This is a genomic window from Pyxidicoccus xibeiensis (assembly GCF_024198175.1).
In the GTDB taxonomy this organism is placed as follows: Bacteria; Myxococcota; Myxococcia; order Myxococcales; family Myxococcaceae; genus Myxococcus; species Myxococcus xibeiensis.
Window position 1 is genome coordinate 64695 of record NZ_JAJVKV010000015.1, and the last position, 15753, is coordinate 80447.

Sequence of the window (15753 nt, forward strand, 5' to 3'; positions counted from 1 at the left end):
TCTCTCATTCCCCGCCCGCGTACCCGGCCGTCCAACCGCCATCCGCACCCCGAGCGTTGGAGCCGCGACACGCTTCACGCGACAGAAGGTGTTCACCGCCTCGGTGTCATCAACTAATTAGTGCCCTCGCGCGAGGGCATGAGCGCGGCCCGCCAGGCTGTTGGCCGCGGCAGCGCGGGTCCTGGCGCGCCAGAGGAAGAAGCCGGTGAAGAAGAGGCCCGCGGGGAAGAGGCCCGTGAGCACCGCGAGCAGCCGCGTGGCCAGGCCTCCCAGCGAGCCGATGTGCAGCGGGAAGCGCAGGGTCATCAACCGCGCGGCCAGTGGCGCCTCCAGTGCGTTCTCCGCGCGCAGCACCGCACCGGTGTGGCAGTCCACGTGCACGACGCTCATCCCATTGGGGTGCGGCTCCTCTGGGAAGCGCTTGCGCACCCGCAGGGGCGCTCCGGGTGAGGCGGGCAGGTCGACGCGGGTGGTGCGCGCGCCGGGGAGGGCCTGGTCGGCCGTGGCCAGCAGCGCGTCCAGGGGCAACGGCTCGCCCGTCGCGGGTCCGGGCTTCGGAGGCGCGCTCCTCGGAGCCGCGCCGGTGACGAACTGGAGCGTGCGCTCGAAGGGTGCGGGGAAGACGAGCGCGGCCCCGGTGAGCCCGGACACCAGGAGGAAGATGAGTGAGAGCAGCCCGCCGAGCTTGTGGAGGTCGTAGTTCGCCCGCCGCCAGCGCAGCGGCCGGCGCAGGGCAAGGCCCTGGGCCAGCTTGCGGCGGCCCGGCCACCAGAGGACGAGCCCGCTGAGGCACAGGGCGATGAGCGCGAAGCCGGCGGTGCCCACCACCGCATGGCCCAGCTCGTCGGCGAAGAGCCTCACGTGCAGCTCTCGCACGGTGCCCACCAGGCTCTGCCCGGGCGTGCGCGCGCCGAGCACGGCGCCGGAGTACGGGTCCACGTACACCTTGAGGGCGCCGTGGGGCTTCATCCAGAGCTCGAGCGCGGCATCCGGCTGCTCGGGAATCCGGAGCTGGCGCGGCGGCGTGCCACCCTGGTGCTCCGTCACCACCTCCACCACCCGTGCGAGCGGCACCCGCTCGCCCGTGGGCTCCACCCGCCGCACCTCGGGCTGCAGGTGCCGATCCAGCTCCTCCCCGAAAACGAGCACGGCCCCGGTGAGTCCCGTCACCGCCAGCAGCGCGCCTACGGTGAGGCCCGCGTACAGGTGCACCTGGAAGAGGAGCCGACGAAACGTCATCAGATGGACGGAGTGATGTTGAGAATCATTATCAAAATTGAAAAATACCCGCCATTCCGGGAGCTGTCAAGCACGCGTGGACGTGCGAGGGCGCGTGAGGGCGCCATCAGGCGTGCTCGGGCAGGCCCAGCTTCCGCAGGAGCGCCACACGCTCGTGGCCCTTCAAGATGGGGCAGGTGTAGCAATGGAGCAGGCCCGGCAGCTTGTAGCGCTGGCAGCACGTCTCCCGGACCCGAACGACAGACGCACGGCCGAATCCGCTCAGGTCCTCATAGCGGACCGACTGGTGAAGCGGGTTCGGCCCGGGCATGAGCGGGCTGTCCGGTTGCTCCAGGAGGACTCGCCGGTCTTCCTCGACTGCCGCCACAACGTCGGGGCGGGCCCTCAGTCCGTCATAGACATCCGCGCACAGATTGCCGGCGTTGCCCCACAAGATTCTCTTCGGCAAGCCCGTCACGCGATGCACCTGTTCGACGATGGGCGCCAGGTGGTTGGCGAAGAGGCTCGACAGCACCCGCCCGTGAAGCACATCCAAGCCGACGCGGGGCGCTGAGATGTCGAGCTTCAGCCGCGGTGGATGGACCACGATGCCCGCGAGGGAGTGCAGGACAGCGGCCCTGGGCAGGCCCTCCTCGGAGAGGCTCATGCTCACGTTCGAAATAGAGCCGTCCAGCCCTACCCCGGCGAGCGTCATGGCCGCCAGGAACCCCGACAACAGCGCCGCGTTGTAGTGCTTGTGCCAGAGCGAGGCGGCCGCCCACAGCTCGCCCGTCTGGAGCGTCTCCATCAGCCGCCGCACCGCGGCCAACAGGTGCTCGTCCTCGAGGTACACCGAGGCTCGCGCCATGTCCCGGCCATGCAGGTGCTCCCCCAGGAGCAGGCGGTGCTCATGGGGCGCCAGGAGAGGAAGGATTCGCTCCATCGCGGTGAGCGTCATCGACACGTGCCTACTCGAGGTAGAGATGCCCCGGGTGGGGCAGGCTGCTGAAGTCATGCGCGGAGATGACCCAGCCATAGGCGCCGGCATAGGGGAAGGCGAGCACATCCCCTACCCGCACCCGTGGCAGCATCACATCCTGCGCCAGGACGTCCTTGGGACTGTCCATCTTCCCGACGATTGTCACGGGACGGTTGACGCATTCCGGCCGCTCGAAGGGGTAGGCCCACCGCTCTACCGGAAGGAGCTCGACGGGGTGGCTGTGCTTCCATGCGCCGGGCAACAGGAAGTGATGGAGTCCGCCGGCGATGACTGCAAACGCCTTACCTCGAATCTCCCGGACGTCGAGCACCTCCGCCGCATAATACCCGCAGGACGCCACGGAGTACCGGCCACACTCGAACAGGACCGAGACGCTTTCGGAGGGAAGCGGCTCGAGCCGGGCGGGCAGCCTGGCGGCAAAGGCAGGCATGTCGAACTGAGCCTGCAAGTCGCCGTAGTTCACGCCGATGCCGCCGCCCATGTTCACGCAGTCGACCGCCAGGTGAAACTCCTCGGACCACTGCCGCACCCTGCGGGCGTAGTGCTCGACCATGCCCAGGTGCTCCTCCACATCGAGGTTGTTCGACAGCGAGTGAAAGTGAAACCCGCGCAGCCGGAGATGTGGCGACGCCTGCGCCTGCAGGATGGCCGCGGGTACATCCACCTCATCGATGCCAAACTGAGTCGGCCTGCCAGCCATCTGGAGGGTGCCCACCGGGAGCGGCCCCCGCAGGTTCACCCGCAAGAGGAGCTCCATGACTGCCCCATGGCTCGCGGCGATGCGCTCGACCCGCCGCAGCTCGTTCAGGCTCTCGACGTGCAGGAGGCTGACCCGGTGGTGAATTGCACCTACAAGCTCCTCGTCGGTCTTCCCCGGGCCGCCAAAGAGGATGGGACTGGTCGCCGTGACAGCCCGCACCTTGCGCACCTCCCCCAACGATGCAACCTCGAAGCCGTGAACGATGGGGGCAAGAGCCCGCAGCAACGCCGCATCCGAGTTCGCCTTGATTGCATAGAAGTAGCGGCACCTGGGGGGCAGCAGGGCGATGGTGCGGGAGACGTGCTCCTTCAAGTGCTTCAAGTCGTACAGGAACGCGCAGAACGGGCGCGCCCCGTCCCGCTGCAGGTGTTCGTCAATCCTTGCCTTGATTCGCTCCACTACCGTGCTCCCGTGCGGAAGGCGGCGAGTGGATTCCTCACCAGGTGGACTCCCGTGCCGGCTTCGGCGAACAGCCTGCGGCCCGTCAGTTGCTCGATGGCAACCCGCTCCGAGAAGAGGTCGAAGGCGGTGAAGCGCTCGGCCTCGTGCGGGAAGCGTCTCTGGTAGCCGTGAATCACGTCCGCCGCCATCGCCCAGAAGCGCTCCTCTGGCAGGCCGTAGCGCTCCAGCAGGAAGAGGGAAAGCTCGCCAAGGTTGATGAAGAAGAACGCGTCCTGGAAGAAGTCCTTCACCTCGGACGGGTCGTCCCTCTCGAGGAAGGAGTTCCGGTTCACGCGCGGATGGTTGGCGGGCGGGCCCTGCGTCTTCGGGCCAGGGTCTCCTGTCCGCAGGAAGGGCCGCGCGAACCGGATGCCGTCATGGAAGTCCTTGAGCGCGAGGCGCGCCGGCCTGCCCGCCCTGTGTATCAACACCATGTTCTGCGCGTGCGCCTCCATGGCCACGCCATGGGCATACAACAGGCGGATGAGCGGGAGGATGGCGACCTCCAGGAGCTCGCGCGTCCAGGCCTCCACCCCCTGCTCCCGAATCCACCTGTCAATCAGGGGGCGCCCATCCGTGGCGACGTGGCAGAGCGCGTTGAAGGGGACAGCCGCTTCGCCCGGGCGCAGGTGGGGATGGAGGCTCTCCCTCCAGATGGTCCCCAGCGTCCCGTACACCCTGGGCTCCAGGATGCCGGGAAGCCCCTGGTGATGGTAGGTGACTCCGACGACCTCCCGGAGGAGCGTCAGGCCCAGCTCTTCGCACAAGAACGAATCTCGCTCCCGGAGGCCCCCGAGCCAGGCTGAGATGGCAGGGGCATTCAGGATGGTGTGCTGAGACAGGATTCGGCTCGTCGAAGTGTTGGCGATGCTCAGCGGCAGCTTCACGTATGCCTTCTCGGGCCTGGTAGCATTGGCCAGGGTCCGGATGGACTGCTGCGGACGGTACTCATCCTCCCCTTCGCCGAGATAGATGAGCCGGCCCGCGCCAAGCTGCTCCACGAAGCCGCCCGACACGATTTCGCGCCACTGCCAGGGATGAACGGGGACGAGTGTGTACTCTCCCAGGGTGCTCCCCCGGAGCGCTACCGTGTCGGCGAAGCGCGCAAGGGTCGCCGCGCCAAGCTCCTGCCGCACGAAGGCCTGCAGCTCCAGGCCCGGGACGACCGCCGTCCTGGCCTCTTCCTGTCGTATGGCGAGCCAGACGAGCCGGAGCCTTGGCTTGAACTCCGGCCCGAAGGCCTGGTTGTCCACCAGGTCGAAGCCGACCCGCGACTTGTAGCACGGGTGGTATGGATGACCATCCATGACATCGCCCTCGAGCTCGTCGTAGCTCGACTCCCGCAGCGGCGGCTGCTGGAACCGGACGTCCTGGGCAAGGGTGTCCTTGAGCAGGGTTTGATGGAGCTCCTCGATGAAGGCAGCGAGCTTCTGTGAATCCGCCTTCAGCAGGTGTGAGACCTCCAGGAGGAAGGTGGACAGGGAGGTAGCCTCCGCCCCGTCACGCTGCACCGGCTGCGCGGTGAGCCGGACCCGGTCGAAGCCAAACGCGCGCCTCCCCTGGCAGGTGTAGCGGACCTCCTGATGGTGCGCATCACGCCCGCTCAGGGAGAACTCCAGCAGCCCGTCCTGGAGCGCGCGCACCTGGGGCTCGACAATCCCTTCGTAGACCAGCGACTCCACGAGCTGGCGGAAGATCCGCCGCCGCACCGCGGCCTGCTGTGGAGACTGAAACACCCGACCGACGCCATCATTCACGACTGGACCGTTCCTTCCCGCGCGACAGTGTCCGATGATTTCTGGGGCCCCCACACCGCGGCGGCCCCGGCCACGAAGCAGGCCGACATGGTGACGAAAATCCACGCCGGGCTGAGGCTCCGGGCGAGGAAGGCGCTCACGAGCGAGCCGCCGATCTGCCCCACCACCAGGAGGCTGTTCGCGGCACCGATGTGAGCGCCGCGCTGCGACTCGGGCGCCGCCTGCGAGACGATGAGGAGGGCCGAGGGCAGCAGGGCGCTGAAGCCAAACCCTTGCAAGGCACGCCAGGGAAGGAGCCACTCGAGGCCCAGCGGCAGGGCCTGGAGCGCGACGCCAGTCCCACAGAGCAACGAGGCGATGATGAAGTTCCGCTCCACCGAGGCGGTGTCGTTTCTCCTCCCCCACCAGGGTGCCCCGAACAGGGCGGCGGCCCACGTGACTGCCTGCATGACGCCCACCCAGGTGGCCGTAGGGGTGTGCAGTGGTGAGAGCTCCGTGACTCGTGCGGCGAGGATGGCCACCAGCCCGTAGACGCCCAGGTTGGCGCAAGTGCCGGCCAGCAGGAACCGCCGGACGCGGCGCTCTCCCAGGAGCTGGCCAAACGTGCCCCAGATGCCGGCCCGAGCGACGCTCGCCACCGGGCGAGCTCCATTCAGCAAGCCCACCGCGGCCACCGCCGAGAGCGCGAGGAGTCCTCCCAGGAGGACCAACAGGTGGCGAAAGCTCCACCAGTCCATGAGCACCCCACCGATGACGGGGCCCAATAGCGAGCCGGCCGCGACGGCGCTCTCGAGCCTTCCGAGCACCTGCCCCCGGCGCTCGGCCGAGGCCTGCGCGCAGGCCAGGGCCGTGCCCGCGCTGACCACTCCGCCGAACGCCCCCTGGAGGAGGCGGAGAAGGAGGAACTGGAACGGAGTCTCGGCATACCCCATGAGGATGAGCGTCAGCGCAAGCCCCGCGAGCGCCCGGACCACCATCCACTTCTGGCCCAAACGGTCACCCAGCCTGCCCCAGAGCGGAGCAGTCACGGCATAGGAGACCGCGGGGGCTGCCAGCGCGAAGCCGCTCCACGTCAGGGCCGATGTCTGACTTGTGGCTCCGAGCTCGCGAAGAAAGAACGGCAACAGGGGGGCAATGACGCACAGGCTGGTGACGGAGAGAAAGTGGCTGCCCCAGAGCACCCGGAGGTTGCGCTCCCGTTCATCGAGTTGCATCAGGGTGCCATCCACCTGAAGGGGTTGCCCGTCTTTCCCCACCCGGACGGCATGCTGCTCCCCGCAGGACCGGAACGGCCGAGCAACGGCGCCAGCACCATCTTGACGGGCCACTCCGGGTCCTGGAACAGCGCCTTCTCCACTACGGCTCGCGCACCGACGGAGAAGCCGGCGCTGTCCACCGCCTGGGACAGACTGCTCCCGAGCACGCGGAAGAACTCCGCCTCATGGATGGCGTAGCTCCGGGAGAGCGCATCGGCAATGCCATACAGATTGACCTGAATCCCGAGCGTCTGAAGGTACCCCATCAGCGCCTCCGGGGTTTCGTTGTAGAGCGAGTTCGGCCGGCCCGGCTTGACGACGTAGTGTGGGTCCGAGAGGCCCGCCTCCTGGAGCCAGGGTGAGTGAATCCGCACGGTGTCATGGTCCCTCAGCAGGAGCCCCTCCACCTCACCGTCGTTCAGCACCAGCAAGACGTTCTGGCCGTGAATCTCCGGAAGGACACCATGCCGCAGCAGGCGCATCGCGAGGCCGAGGAACCGCGTGGATACCGAGCGGAACAGCTCCAACACCTCCGCTCGGCTCGCGCTGCCCTGGCCCCGTCGCGCCAGCCAGGACGTGAAGAGGTGTGCGTGTGAGGCTGTTCCGGGTTGAGCCAACGCGGACATGGGGACGAGCTGAACTCGACTGTCGCCCAGCAGCCGCGCCGGGTACTCCCGGATGAGGCAGGAGAGGTGCCGCGGCCGGTCTTCCCACCAGTCGCTGCCCGGTGGGTAGAAGGCAAACCAGACCGCCTCATCGCAGAGGTGGAGGCGCTCCCGGAGAATGGAATCCTTCATCAAGACCTGGTGGAGCAACTGCTGCCCCCGCTCGCCGTTCCGCATGGAGAGGGCGGAGAGGGAGCGGATGGCGCCGAGCGACTCGATGCCGATGGGCAGCTTGACGTGCCGGCCTCCCCCTCCGACCGGCGCCAGGGAGCGAAGTGACGAGCTGGCGACGTAGCCTCCGGCCTCGACCCGCAGCGGGACACAGATTGACGCCGCCACTTCCGGCTGGAGCTCGCGGGGAAGAATCCGCTCCATCTGCCAGGGGTGGACGGGCAGGGCCATGTAGTCCGCAGGACTCAGGCCGGCCTGCTCCATGGCGGCCATGACGGCCCTGGCCTCCGGCTCCGGGAGCAGCAGCTCAGAGGGACTCCGGCCCTGGACATCCCGCCCGAAGAGCAGATGGTCCCGCCGCACGGCCATCCATCGAAGGGTGACCTCCCGGTGGAACTCGGGGGCATAGCAACGGTACTCGGCCTCGTTCCATCCGACCTTCGCCTTGGCCACGGGGTGAAATGGCCTGTCGCGGAACGCCGCCCAGCGCTCGAGGTCGAGCAGGGAGGTCAGCCGCGGCGCGGGAAGGGTGTCCAGCGCCCCGTTGGAGAGCTCCCCTTGCGCGGCTGCCAGCCGAAGCTCGTCACACAGACGGCTCACGGAGCCCTCGTGAGGAGCAGCGCGGGCCAGGGCCCGCAGGAAGTCGACGGCGGAGAGCGGCCTCTCCACATGGGGCTCGCACTCCACTTCGATGACCGCGCCGGAGGAGGTGCGATACGGCTGTGTGACCGCGGGTGTGATGGGAATGAGGAGGAACCGCTTGCCGGGCTCCACCCAGAAGCGCAAGAGATGCGTGGAGGCCTCATCGCGCTCGGCGAGGGATGAGGAAGGCCCCGCGGCGCGGGTGTGCAGCTCGCTGCGGGTTGTAATCCCGAAGAGGTCCTCGGCCAGCAGCGTGTTCACCAGGTCGGTCATCACCTGCCGTTCCCCGGCCGCGCGTGTCAGGCTTCGCACAGGTAGACTCCCTCGGCGTAGAAACGAAGTGCCCCCAGTCGGTGCGCCACGAGCGCCTTCCATTCCGCTTCGGTGTCGGCGGGGCTGCGCAGCAACTCGAGCGGGATGCGCAGATTGAGGTATCGCCCCTGCACGACGAAGCGCGTGACGCCGGGAGGCATCCGCCTCCCCGCCGAGACGACGGCCTCCACTTCTTCGAGCGGGCACGCGGGGTAGCGGAGCAGCACCATGCCGGGTTCCGGGTGATGGACCGCTCCGTCGGGCACGCGCCGGACCGCCCCCGTGCCCGTGTATGCCTCGACCACGCGCTGCCAGGCCGGGAGGATGGAGAGGATGTCTCGTTCCGGCGTGGCCGCGTGGACCGGATGGCGCACCCCGGCGTCATCCACCACCTCGGCGAGGAGGCGCCCCGCGCACTCCACCGCCTGGCTCCACCTGAGTGAAGGATTCCGCCGCAACTCCGTCAGCCAAGGGCCCTTGGGCACGAGGTGGGTCCAGGCCTCGAGGCTGAATGCTCGAGGCTCGACCCACTGGACGGGAAGACGGACGCAGCCGAGCTCCCGCAGTGCCTGCGTCCGGTGCGCGCCGTCTAGAATCAGCGCGCGCCCATCCGCCATCAGCGTCCCCAGGAGGGGATGGCGGAGGACGCCTTCGGCCGCGATGGCCCGACAGGTTTCGTCGAGCCTGCTGGGCTCGTGCCCTTCATGGATGCACACTCGCTCCACGGGCATCAACCGCAGCTCGGGCAACTTCCCCGCCATCAGCACGCCCCACCCTCCAGGAAGATCTGCTCGGGGTGTGGATGGCTGAGGAAGTCGTGGTGTGAGATAGACCAGCCGTACGCTCCCGCATACAGGAAGAGGAGCACATCGCCGACGCGCACCCGCTCCACGGCGACGTCGTAGGCGAGCACATCCTTGGGCGTGCAGAGCTGCCCCACCACGGTGATGGTTCCGTCGCGCAGCTCCGGCCGCTCGATGGGGGAGGTCCACCCCTCCAACGGGACGAGCGTGAAGGGATGGCTGTGCTGCCAGGAAGAGGGCAACCGGAAGTGGTGCGTGCCGCCCCGGACGATGACGTAATCCTTGCCGTGGTTTCGCTTGATATCGAGGACCTCGACCGCGTAGGCGCCGCACGCCGCCGTCATGTACCGGCCGCACTCGAAGAGGATGGACGCGCCGGGTGGACACTCGTCGGGGAGCAGCTGGTTCAGCTCCGTGGTGAAGGCATCCCAATCGAACTGCTTGTCGAGCTGGTGGTAGTTGACCCCGAGCCCGCCGCCCGCATTGACGTAGGCAATGTCCAGGGAGAACCGAGCGGCCCAGGTCCGGGTGAGCCGCAGGTAGTGGGCCACGAGGTGGGCATGTCCCGTCGCATCCAGGTCGTTCGAAATCGAGTGGAAGTGGAACCCCCGCAGGCGCACGTGCTGGCACCGCTTCGCCAGTCCAATCACCGCTGGGATGTCCTCCTCATCGATGCCGAACTGGGTCGGCTTCCCCGCCATGTAGAGCGTCGCGCTGGGGAGCGGACCGCGCAGGTTGACGCGCAAGAGGACGTCCGCCACGCGCCCTGCCCTGCCCGCCAGGTACTCCACCCGCCGGAGCTCATGCGCGCTCTCCACGTGAATCAGGCTGACGCGGTGCTGGAGGGCACCCTCAATCTCCGCATCCGTCTTTCCTGGGCCACCGAAGAGGATGGGAGCGTCCGGCGCCACCGACCGGACCTTCTCCACCTCCCCGAGCGAGGCGACCTCGAAGCCGTGCACGATGGGGGCAAGCGCACGCAGGATGGGCTCTTCCGAGTTGGCCTTGACGGCGTAGAAGAGACGGCACGTGGCAGGCAGCGTTTCGATACACCGGGAGGCATGACGCTTCAGGTGCCCCAGGTCGTAGATGTAAGCGCACAGGGGGTGAGAGCGCTCCGCTTTCAGGGATTGGACCACCTTGCTGAGCTCTGTCATGGCGCACCCTCGGTGATGTCACGCTCCATACGCTCCATCAATAGCTGCTGGTAGGGTCGCAGGTGGGCCTGGAGGGCCCGGAACGACACGCCGCGCTCGTCACCCACGACGAACGTCCGCACCCCCTGCTGCCACCAGGAGAGGGAGTCTTCCATCGCCCTGGGGATGGCGCAGAAGGGGATGCCCCGTGCGCGGGCCGCCGCCTGGACCCGGTAGAGGGCTTCGCGCACCCGCGGGTGGCGCGTGCTCCAGGGAATGCCGAGCGACTGCGACAGGTCCGCCGCGCCCTCGAGCACGAGGTCCACGCCGGGCACCTGGAGGATGGCTTCGATGTCCTCCACCCCTGCCTGGTCTTCAATCATCACCACGACCAGCGTCTCGGCGTTCGCCTGCTTGACGTATTCCTGGAGGTTCACCCCTCCGAAGCGCGCCGCCCGTCCGGTCCCCATGCCGCGCTCACCCTCCGGGTGGTAGCGGCTCGCTCGCACCGCCCGCTCGGCGTCCGCGGCCCCGCGCACGCGTGGCACCACCACGCCCTGCGCTCCCGCATCGAGCGCCCGCAGGATGGGCCCCGGGGCGTTCTCCGACACCCGAACCAGCGGCGTCAGCCCGACGACCTCCGCCGCACGCACCATGTTCTCCAGCGTCTCCGGGTTCACCAGCGTGTGCTCGGTGTCGATGATGACGAAGTCGAATCCCGCGCAGCCAATCATCTCCACCACCATCGGCGAGGGGGTGGAGCAGAAGATGCCGAAGACGGGATGCTGCTTCGCGAACGCCTGCTTCAGCTTGTTGGGTCGAATCATCGGTGTACCGCCTCCATGCCCTCCTGGGGCGCGAGCGCGTTGCGTACGGGGTGCATGCGCACCTCGGTGTCCGGGTACAGGCGGCGCAGGGCGAGCTGCTCGACCTGGGTGGTTGGCGCGAAGAGGTCGAAGAGGGCGAAGCGCTCCCGGTGCGCGGGAAAGCGGCGCTGGTATGCGAGGATGACCTCGCGCGCGAGCCCCCAGAAATGGCGCTCCTCGAAGCCGAGGTGGTCCGCGAGGAAGAGCGCGAGCTCTCCCAGGTTGATGAAGAAGAACGCGTCGTGGACGAAGTCGCGGACCTCCGCCGGGTCCTCTGTCTGGATGTACGAGTTGCGGTTCACGCGCGCGTGGGAGGCCGGCGTGGCGCGGAGCACGGGCCTTCGCTCCGGGTGGGCGAGGTGGGCTGGCGAGAAGCGGATGCCGTCGTGGAAGTCCTTGAGCGCCACCCGCCGAGGGAGCCCTCCGGCGTGGAGCAGGACCATGTTCTGCGCATGGGCCTCGAGCGCGATGCCATGCGCATACAGCAGGTGGATGAGCGGCAGGACGCTCACCTCCAGGAGCTGACGCACCCACGGCTCCGGCCCGAACCGCCGCACCCACGGCTCAATCAGCGGGCGGCCATCGGCGTCGAGGTGGCACAGGCCGGTGAAGGGCAGCGCCTCCTCGCCGGCGTCGAGGAAGGGGTGGAGGCTCTCTCGCCAGATGCACGCGAGGATGCCGGAGGTCCGCGCCCGCAGCGGCTCCGGGCGCTGCGCTTCGAAGGAGATGCCCAGCACCTCCCGGAGGAGGACGGTCCGCAGCTCGTCCCGGAGGTAGGTGTCCTCGCGAGCGATGCCGGAGAGCCAGTCGGAGATGGGAGCCGCGTTCTCCACGGTGTGCGACGCGAGGGTGCGCGCGGTGGAGGTGTTGAGGATGCTCAACGCCAGCTTGAGGGACGCATTCTCCGGGTGGCTGCGGTTGGCGAGGGTCCGGATGGACTGCTGGGGCGTGTAGAAGTCATCCGCCTCCCCGAGCATCACGAGGCGGGCGTCCCGCAGCTCCGGGAAGAGTGTGGAGAGGACCTGCTCCCGCCACTGCCAGGGGTGGACGGGGAGGAGGACGTAGTCATCGGGGGCCAGGCCCCGCTCGAGGAGCATCCGACGGAAGCGCGTCCGCGTGGCCTCCGTCAGCTCGCGGGCGAGGAGCTTCCGGGGCTCCGTCCCGGCGGAGGCCGTGCCGCGGGTCCACTCCCGGTGGGCCGCGAGCCACAGCGGCCGCAGCTCGGGCGTGAACTCCGGGCCAAAGGAGAGGTGGTCCACGGCGTCGAAGCCGATGCGGGACTTGTAGGACGGGTGGTAGGGGTGGCCGTCCATCAGCTCGCCCTCGAGCGCGTCGTAGGGGAGGCTCCGCAGGGTGCGGCCAGCGCGGCTCCGCCGATGCTGCGCGAGCGTGTCCTTGAGGTGCGTCTGCTCCAGCTCGTGGACGAAGTGCGCCAGGCGCTCCGGGTCTGCGCCGAGGGACGCACGCAGCTCCGAGAGGAACCGCGCGAAGGACTCCGCCTCGCCCACCTCGCCTCCATGGACACGCAGGATGGGGCCGGGGCCGAGTCGGATGCGCTCGAAGCTCCAGCGGCGCCGCCCCTGGCACTCGTAGCGGACAGGCCTGCCCGCATCATCCTCCCCGTGGAACCGGAAGCGCAGCTGCTCGCCGTCCGGCTCACTCTCCGGCTGAAGCGCTCCCTCGTAGAGGAGTGCTTCCACCAACTGCCGGAAGATGCGCCGCCGCACCTTGATGAACTGCTCGGACCGGAGGGCCGCTTCCAGGTCCAACAGGTCCTGGGAAAGTGACACTCCGGCGTCACCGCTGGGAGCGCGTGCCGTCAGCTCCATCGGGGCACCTCCTGCTCACGAATGGGGTTGGGGACGTCGAGGTAGAGCGGTCGCTCCCCCCGCTCCCGGAAGCGACTGGTCAGGTTGGCCTTGGCCGGGAGGGTGGGCCCGGCGAGGAGCGCTTCCAGGTAGGGCGCGCCACCCGTCGCGCGGAGCGAGAGGGCGTTGCTCTCGAGGACGTTCCGCACCACCTTCCAGAGCCTGGGCTCGTCACTCGAGCCGTGGAGGGCCAGAGTCACGAGCAGGTGGCTCAGGTGGTTGACGAAGAAGTAGTACGCGAGCCGCTGCCACGCCTCTGTGTCGTCGTAGAGCGCCGAGTGGGTCTCTGTCAGGCAACCGGCGTCGTGGAACCCCCGCGCCGCCGCGCGGTCACGGCTCAGGCTCGCGCCCTCGAGGTCGCGCACGAGGAAGCGCTCCGGCCACCCGTCCTTCAGGGTCAACAGCGAGTTCTGCACGTGGGCTTCGAGGCTGAGCCCTTCCTCGATGAAGAGCCGCAGCAGCGGCATCATGGAGATCTGGAGATAGCGCCGAAGCCAGGCCTCCACGCCCAAGGGCTTCAAGGGGCCAGAAGCGACTCCCGTGGCCCTCCGGACGGCCCGCATGATGGCCGGCTCGCCGTGGCCGGGAGCGGGCTCCAGCAGCGCCGCGACCACCAGGGGCGCGGGGGTCTGGGCGCAGGGACGCGCATCGCGGAACAGCACCGCCGTGTGCTCGGCGAGGGCGTGCCGCTCCTCGGGTGCCCAGTCCCGGGGAGCGAGCGCGCGGTAGCCCGTCTCGAGGAGGATGGAGAAGTCCGGCTGAGGCGCCCGTGCCTGGAGCAGCGCGACCACGCGGCTGATGCCCAGGCTGCGCTGAAGCTGCTCCGGCGGGTTGACGCGCACCATGTTGGTGATTCGAACGCCGAGCGGAAGCTTGAAGAAGAAGGGGTCCCCTTCCGCGAGCACGGTGCGCACCGACGAGGTGGGGTGGACGCTCTTCCCAAGAGGCCCGAGGTGGACCACGCGTTGCTCCTCGAGCAGCCGCCGGAACCCGGGAAGGCCGTGCAGGTGACGCACCTGCCAGGGGTGGCACGGGAGCAGGCTCCACCCGCCGTGGGTGGAAGTCAGCAGCGCGGCGGCCTCCTCACGGACCGCCGCCGGCAGGACGTTCTCCCCTGCCCCTGGCAGGAAATCCTCCTCGATGAGCTCCGGCGACGCAGCCAGGTAGTGGAGCGGGAAGGTGGCCCCCAGCTCTGGCGCGTATTGCTCCAGGTCCGAAGGGGTGAAGCCCTCCGAGCTCTTCGGCGTCGGATGGAACGGGTGTCCGAAGAGGATGCGCTGTTCGGCGGCCAGAAAGGCACTGGGGCCTTCGCCGTCCGACGGCCATGGCTCGCGCTGCGCGCTCCGGTCCAGGTACAGCGCGGTCTTGTCGACGCTGTTCTGGATGTGGCGAAGCAGGGCGTCCATGCGCCGCTCGCGGACGACGGGCTCCGCCTCCTCGCTGGCCAGCTCCGCCACGAGGATTCGCGCCAGGTGCAGGGCACCGTCCACCCTGCGGCCCGGCACACCCGTTGCCGAGCATTGCCAGAGAACGGGGCCGTACCGGTGGTGGCCCGAAGGCGAGCCGCGGCGCAGCGTACCGAGGAGGAGCTGCCCCGTGCGGGGGAGCTCTACACGCAACGGGCAGCCATCCGCGCACAGCTCCTCGTGGAGGCCGCTGGGGAGGGGCAGTGCCCGCAGTTGCTCCAGGGTGATGCGAGGAGTTGCGAGGCCCGTCTCGCGCAAATAGCTGTTGAGCAGCCGCTCGGTGGCAGCGTGTTCGGCCAGGGCATACCCGGATGGGGGCCGTGGGGCCATGGCCGGCACTGGCGAGGGCGGAGTCACTCGAGGCTCAGCCACGTTCCGACCTCGGCATCGACGGCCTTCTGGTAGACGGCCTGGGCGCACGCGATGTCCTCGATGGCCATCCCCATCGGGTTGAGGAGGATGATTTCGTCCGCCGACTCACGCCCCGGGCGCCGGCCGATGACGATTTCCCCCAGCTCCGCATGGAGCTGCTCTCGCGAGAAGCGGCCCTCGAGCACGAGCTGGTTGATGGTCTTCTTCTCGCGGTTGGACTGCTCCCAGTCGTCCACCACGACCTTGTCCACCTGGAGGAACACCTCCTTGTGCACGTCCATGATGGAGACGTTGCTGACGAACGTGCCTCGGGCCAGCCACTCGAACGGGATGTACGGCTCGGCCGCGACGGTGCAGGTCACCACCATCTCCGCGCGCCGGATGGCCTGCTCCGCGGACGCGGCGATGAGGAACTCCACCCGCGGGAAGCGCTGCTGCAGCTCCTCCCGGAGCCGCGCGGAGGCGACCGGTGAGAGGTCGAAGAGGGAGATGATGGCGATGGAAGGGAACTGCTCGAGGAGTGTCGTGAGCTGCATCCGGGCGATGGGACCGCACCCGATACAGGCCACGTGCTGGAATCCCTCGCGCGCGAGGAAGCGAGCCGCCACGGCGGTCACCGCGGCGGTGCGCATCCCTGAGATGAGGCTGCCCTCCATGATGGCGATGGGGTAGTGCGTCTCGGCGTCGTTGAGCACGATGAGCGCGCTGGCGCGCTCCAGCCCGTGGCGGGAGGGGTTGTCGTGCTTGCTGCCAATCCACTTCAGCCCCGCCATGGGCGCCGCGCCGCCCAGGTAGGCAGGCATGGCGATGATGCGGTCGGCGATGTGCCCCTCGGCGCCGCGCCAGCGCAGGTATGGCTTCAGCGGCTGGACGAATTCTTTAGCCGCGTGGCGGGACAGTGCGTGGTGGATGGCGTCCACGTACAGAGTGGAGGTGTCGCCTCCCAGGTGGAGGATGTCGGACTTGCTCAGGTAGAGCAGCCCCTTCGTGCGGGGGGTCATGAGGATGCGCTCCTTCTCA

The 15753-nt window shown here is 68.7% G+C and carries 12 protein-coding genes; all 12 read right to left on the bottom strand.

The genetic code is table 11. From position 1 onward, the window contains the following. Positions 1-117: 117 nt before the first annotated feature. A complete protein-coding gene (locus LXT23_RS40660) occupies positions 118-1239 on the bottom strand; it encodes a PepSY-associated TM helix domain-containing protein (RefSeq protein WP_253985849.1) in 1122 nt (373 codons plus the stop codon). A 106-nt stretch (positions 1240-1345) separates the two neighbouring features. Further along, entirely contained in the window at positions 1346-2176 is an 831-nt protein-coding gene (fhuF, locus tag LXT23_RS40665; protein ID WP_253985989.1) for a siderophore-iron reductase FhuF, read from the bottom strand. Positions 2177-2186: 10 nt separating this feature from the next. Next, complete coding sequence (locus LXT23_RS40670) at positions 2187-3377, bottom strand: type III PLP-dependent enzyme (protein WP_253985850.1); 1191 nt, start codon at positions 3375-3377, stop codon at positions 2187-2189. Next, complete coding sequence (locus LXT23_RS40675; RefSeq protein ID WP_253985851.1) at positions 3377-5155, bottom strand: IucA/IucC family protein; 1779 nt, start codon at positions 5153-5155, stop codon at positions 3377-3379. The genes LXT23_RS40670 and LXT23_RS40675 overlap by 1 nt, the downstream gene beginning before the upstream one ends. 17 nt (positions 5156-5172) lie before the next feature. Then, positions 5173-6390 (bottom strand): MFS transporter, encoded by a 1218-nt coding sequence (locus LXT23_RS40680; protein WP_253985852.1) that lies wholly within the window; start codon positions 6388-6390, stop codon positions 5173-5175. Beyond that, on the bottom strand, positions 6390-8222 hold the full coding sequence (locus LXT23_RS40685; protein ID WP_253985853.1) for an IucA/IucC family protein: 1833 nt from the start codon (positions 8220-8222) through the stop codon (positions 6390-6392). Before LXT23_RS40685 ends, LXT23_RS40680 begins: the two co-directional genes overlap by 1 nt. Then, complete coding sequence (locus tag LXT23_RS40690; protein WP_253985854.1) at positions 8210-8989, bottom strand: ParB N-terminal domain-containing protein; 780 nt, start codon at positions 8987-8989, stop codon at positions 8210-8212. Before LXT23_RS40690 ends, LXT23_RS40685 begins: the two co-directional genes overlap by 13 nt. Then, positions 8983-10182, bottom strand: coding sequence for a type III PLP-dependent enzyme (locus LXT23_RS40695; protein WP_253985855.1), 1200 nt, complete (start codon positions 10180-10182; stop codon positions 8983-8985). The genes LXT23_RS40690 and LXT23_RS40695 overlap by 7 nt, the downstream gene beginning before the upstream one ends. Further along, on the bottom strand, positions 10179-10988 hold the full coding sequence (locus LXT23_RS40700) for an HpcH/HpaI aldolase family protein (protein ID WP_253985856.1): 810 nt from the start codon (positions 10986-10988) through the stop codon (positions 10179-10181). Before LXT23_RS40700 ends, LXT23_RS40695 begins: the two co-directional genes overlap by 4 nt. Continuing rightward, positions 10985-12856, bottom strand: a complete 1872-nt coding sequence (locus LXT23_RS40705) for an IucA/IucC family protein (RefSeq protein WP_253985857.1) — start codon at positions 12854-12856, stop codon at positions 10985-10987. Before LXT23_RS40705 ends, LXT23_RS40700 begins: the two co-directional genes overlap by 4 nt. Continuing rightward, complete coding sequence (locus LXT23_RS40710) at positions 12847-14733, bottom strand: IucA/IucC family protein (RefSeq protein WP_253985858.1); 1887 nt, start codon at positions 14731-14733, stop codon at positions 12847-12849. Before LXT23_RS40710 ends, LXT23_RS40705 begins: the two co-directional genes overlap by 10 nt. Next, positions 14715-15734 (bottom strand): 2,3-diaminopropionate biosynthesis protein SbnB, encoded by a 1020-nt coding sequence (gene sbnB / locus LXT23_RS40715; RefSeq protein ID WP_253985859.1) that lies wholly within the window; start codon positions 15732-15734, stop codon positions 14715-14717. The genes LXT23_RS40710 and sbnB overlap by 19 nt, the downstream gene beginning before the upstream one ends. Positions 15735-15753 lie beyond the last annotated feature (19 nt).

Bases quoted from the DNA above. Each gene is read 5' to 3' on its own strand.
- fhuF (WP_253985989.1), bottom strand. From the start codon at position 2,176: ATGACGCTCACCGCGATGGAGCGAATCCTTCCTCTCCTGGCGCCCCAT.
- LXT23_RS40700 (WP_253985856.1), bottom strand. From the start codon at position 10,988: ATGATTCGACCCAACAAGCTGAAGCAGGCGTTCGCGAAGCAGCATCCC.
- LXT23_RS40680 (WP_253985852.1), bottom strand. From the start codon at position 6,390: ATGCAACTCGATGAACGGGAGCGCAACCTCCGGGTGCTCTGGGGCAGC.
- LXT23_RS40695 (WP_253985855.1), bottom strand. From the start codon at position 10,182: ATGACAGAGCTCAGCAAGGTGGTCCAATCCCTGAAAGCGGAGCGCTCT.
- sbnB (WP_253985859.1), bottom strand. From the start codon at position 15,734: ATGACCCCCCGCACGAAGGGGCTGCTCTACCTGAGCAAGTCCGACATC.
- LXT23_RS40705 (WP_253985857.1), bottom strand. From the start codon at position 12,856: ATGGAGCTGACGGCACGCGCTCCCAGCGGTGACGCCGGAGTGTCACTT.
- LXT23_RS40660 (WP_253985849.1), bottom strand. From the start codon at position 1,239: ATGACGTTTCGTCGGCTCCTCTTCCAGGTGCACCTGTACGCGGGCCTC.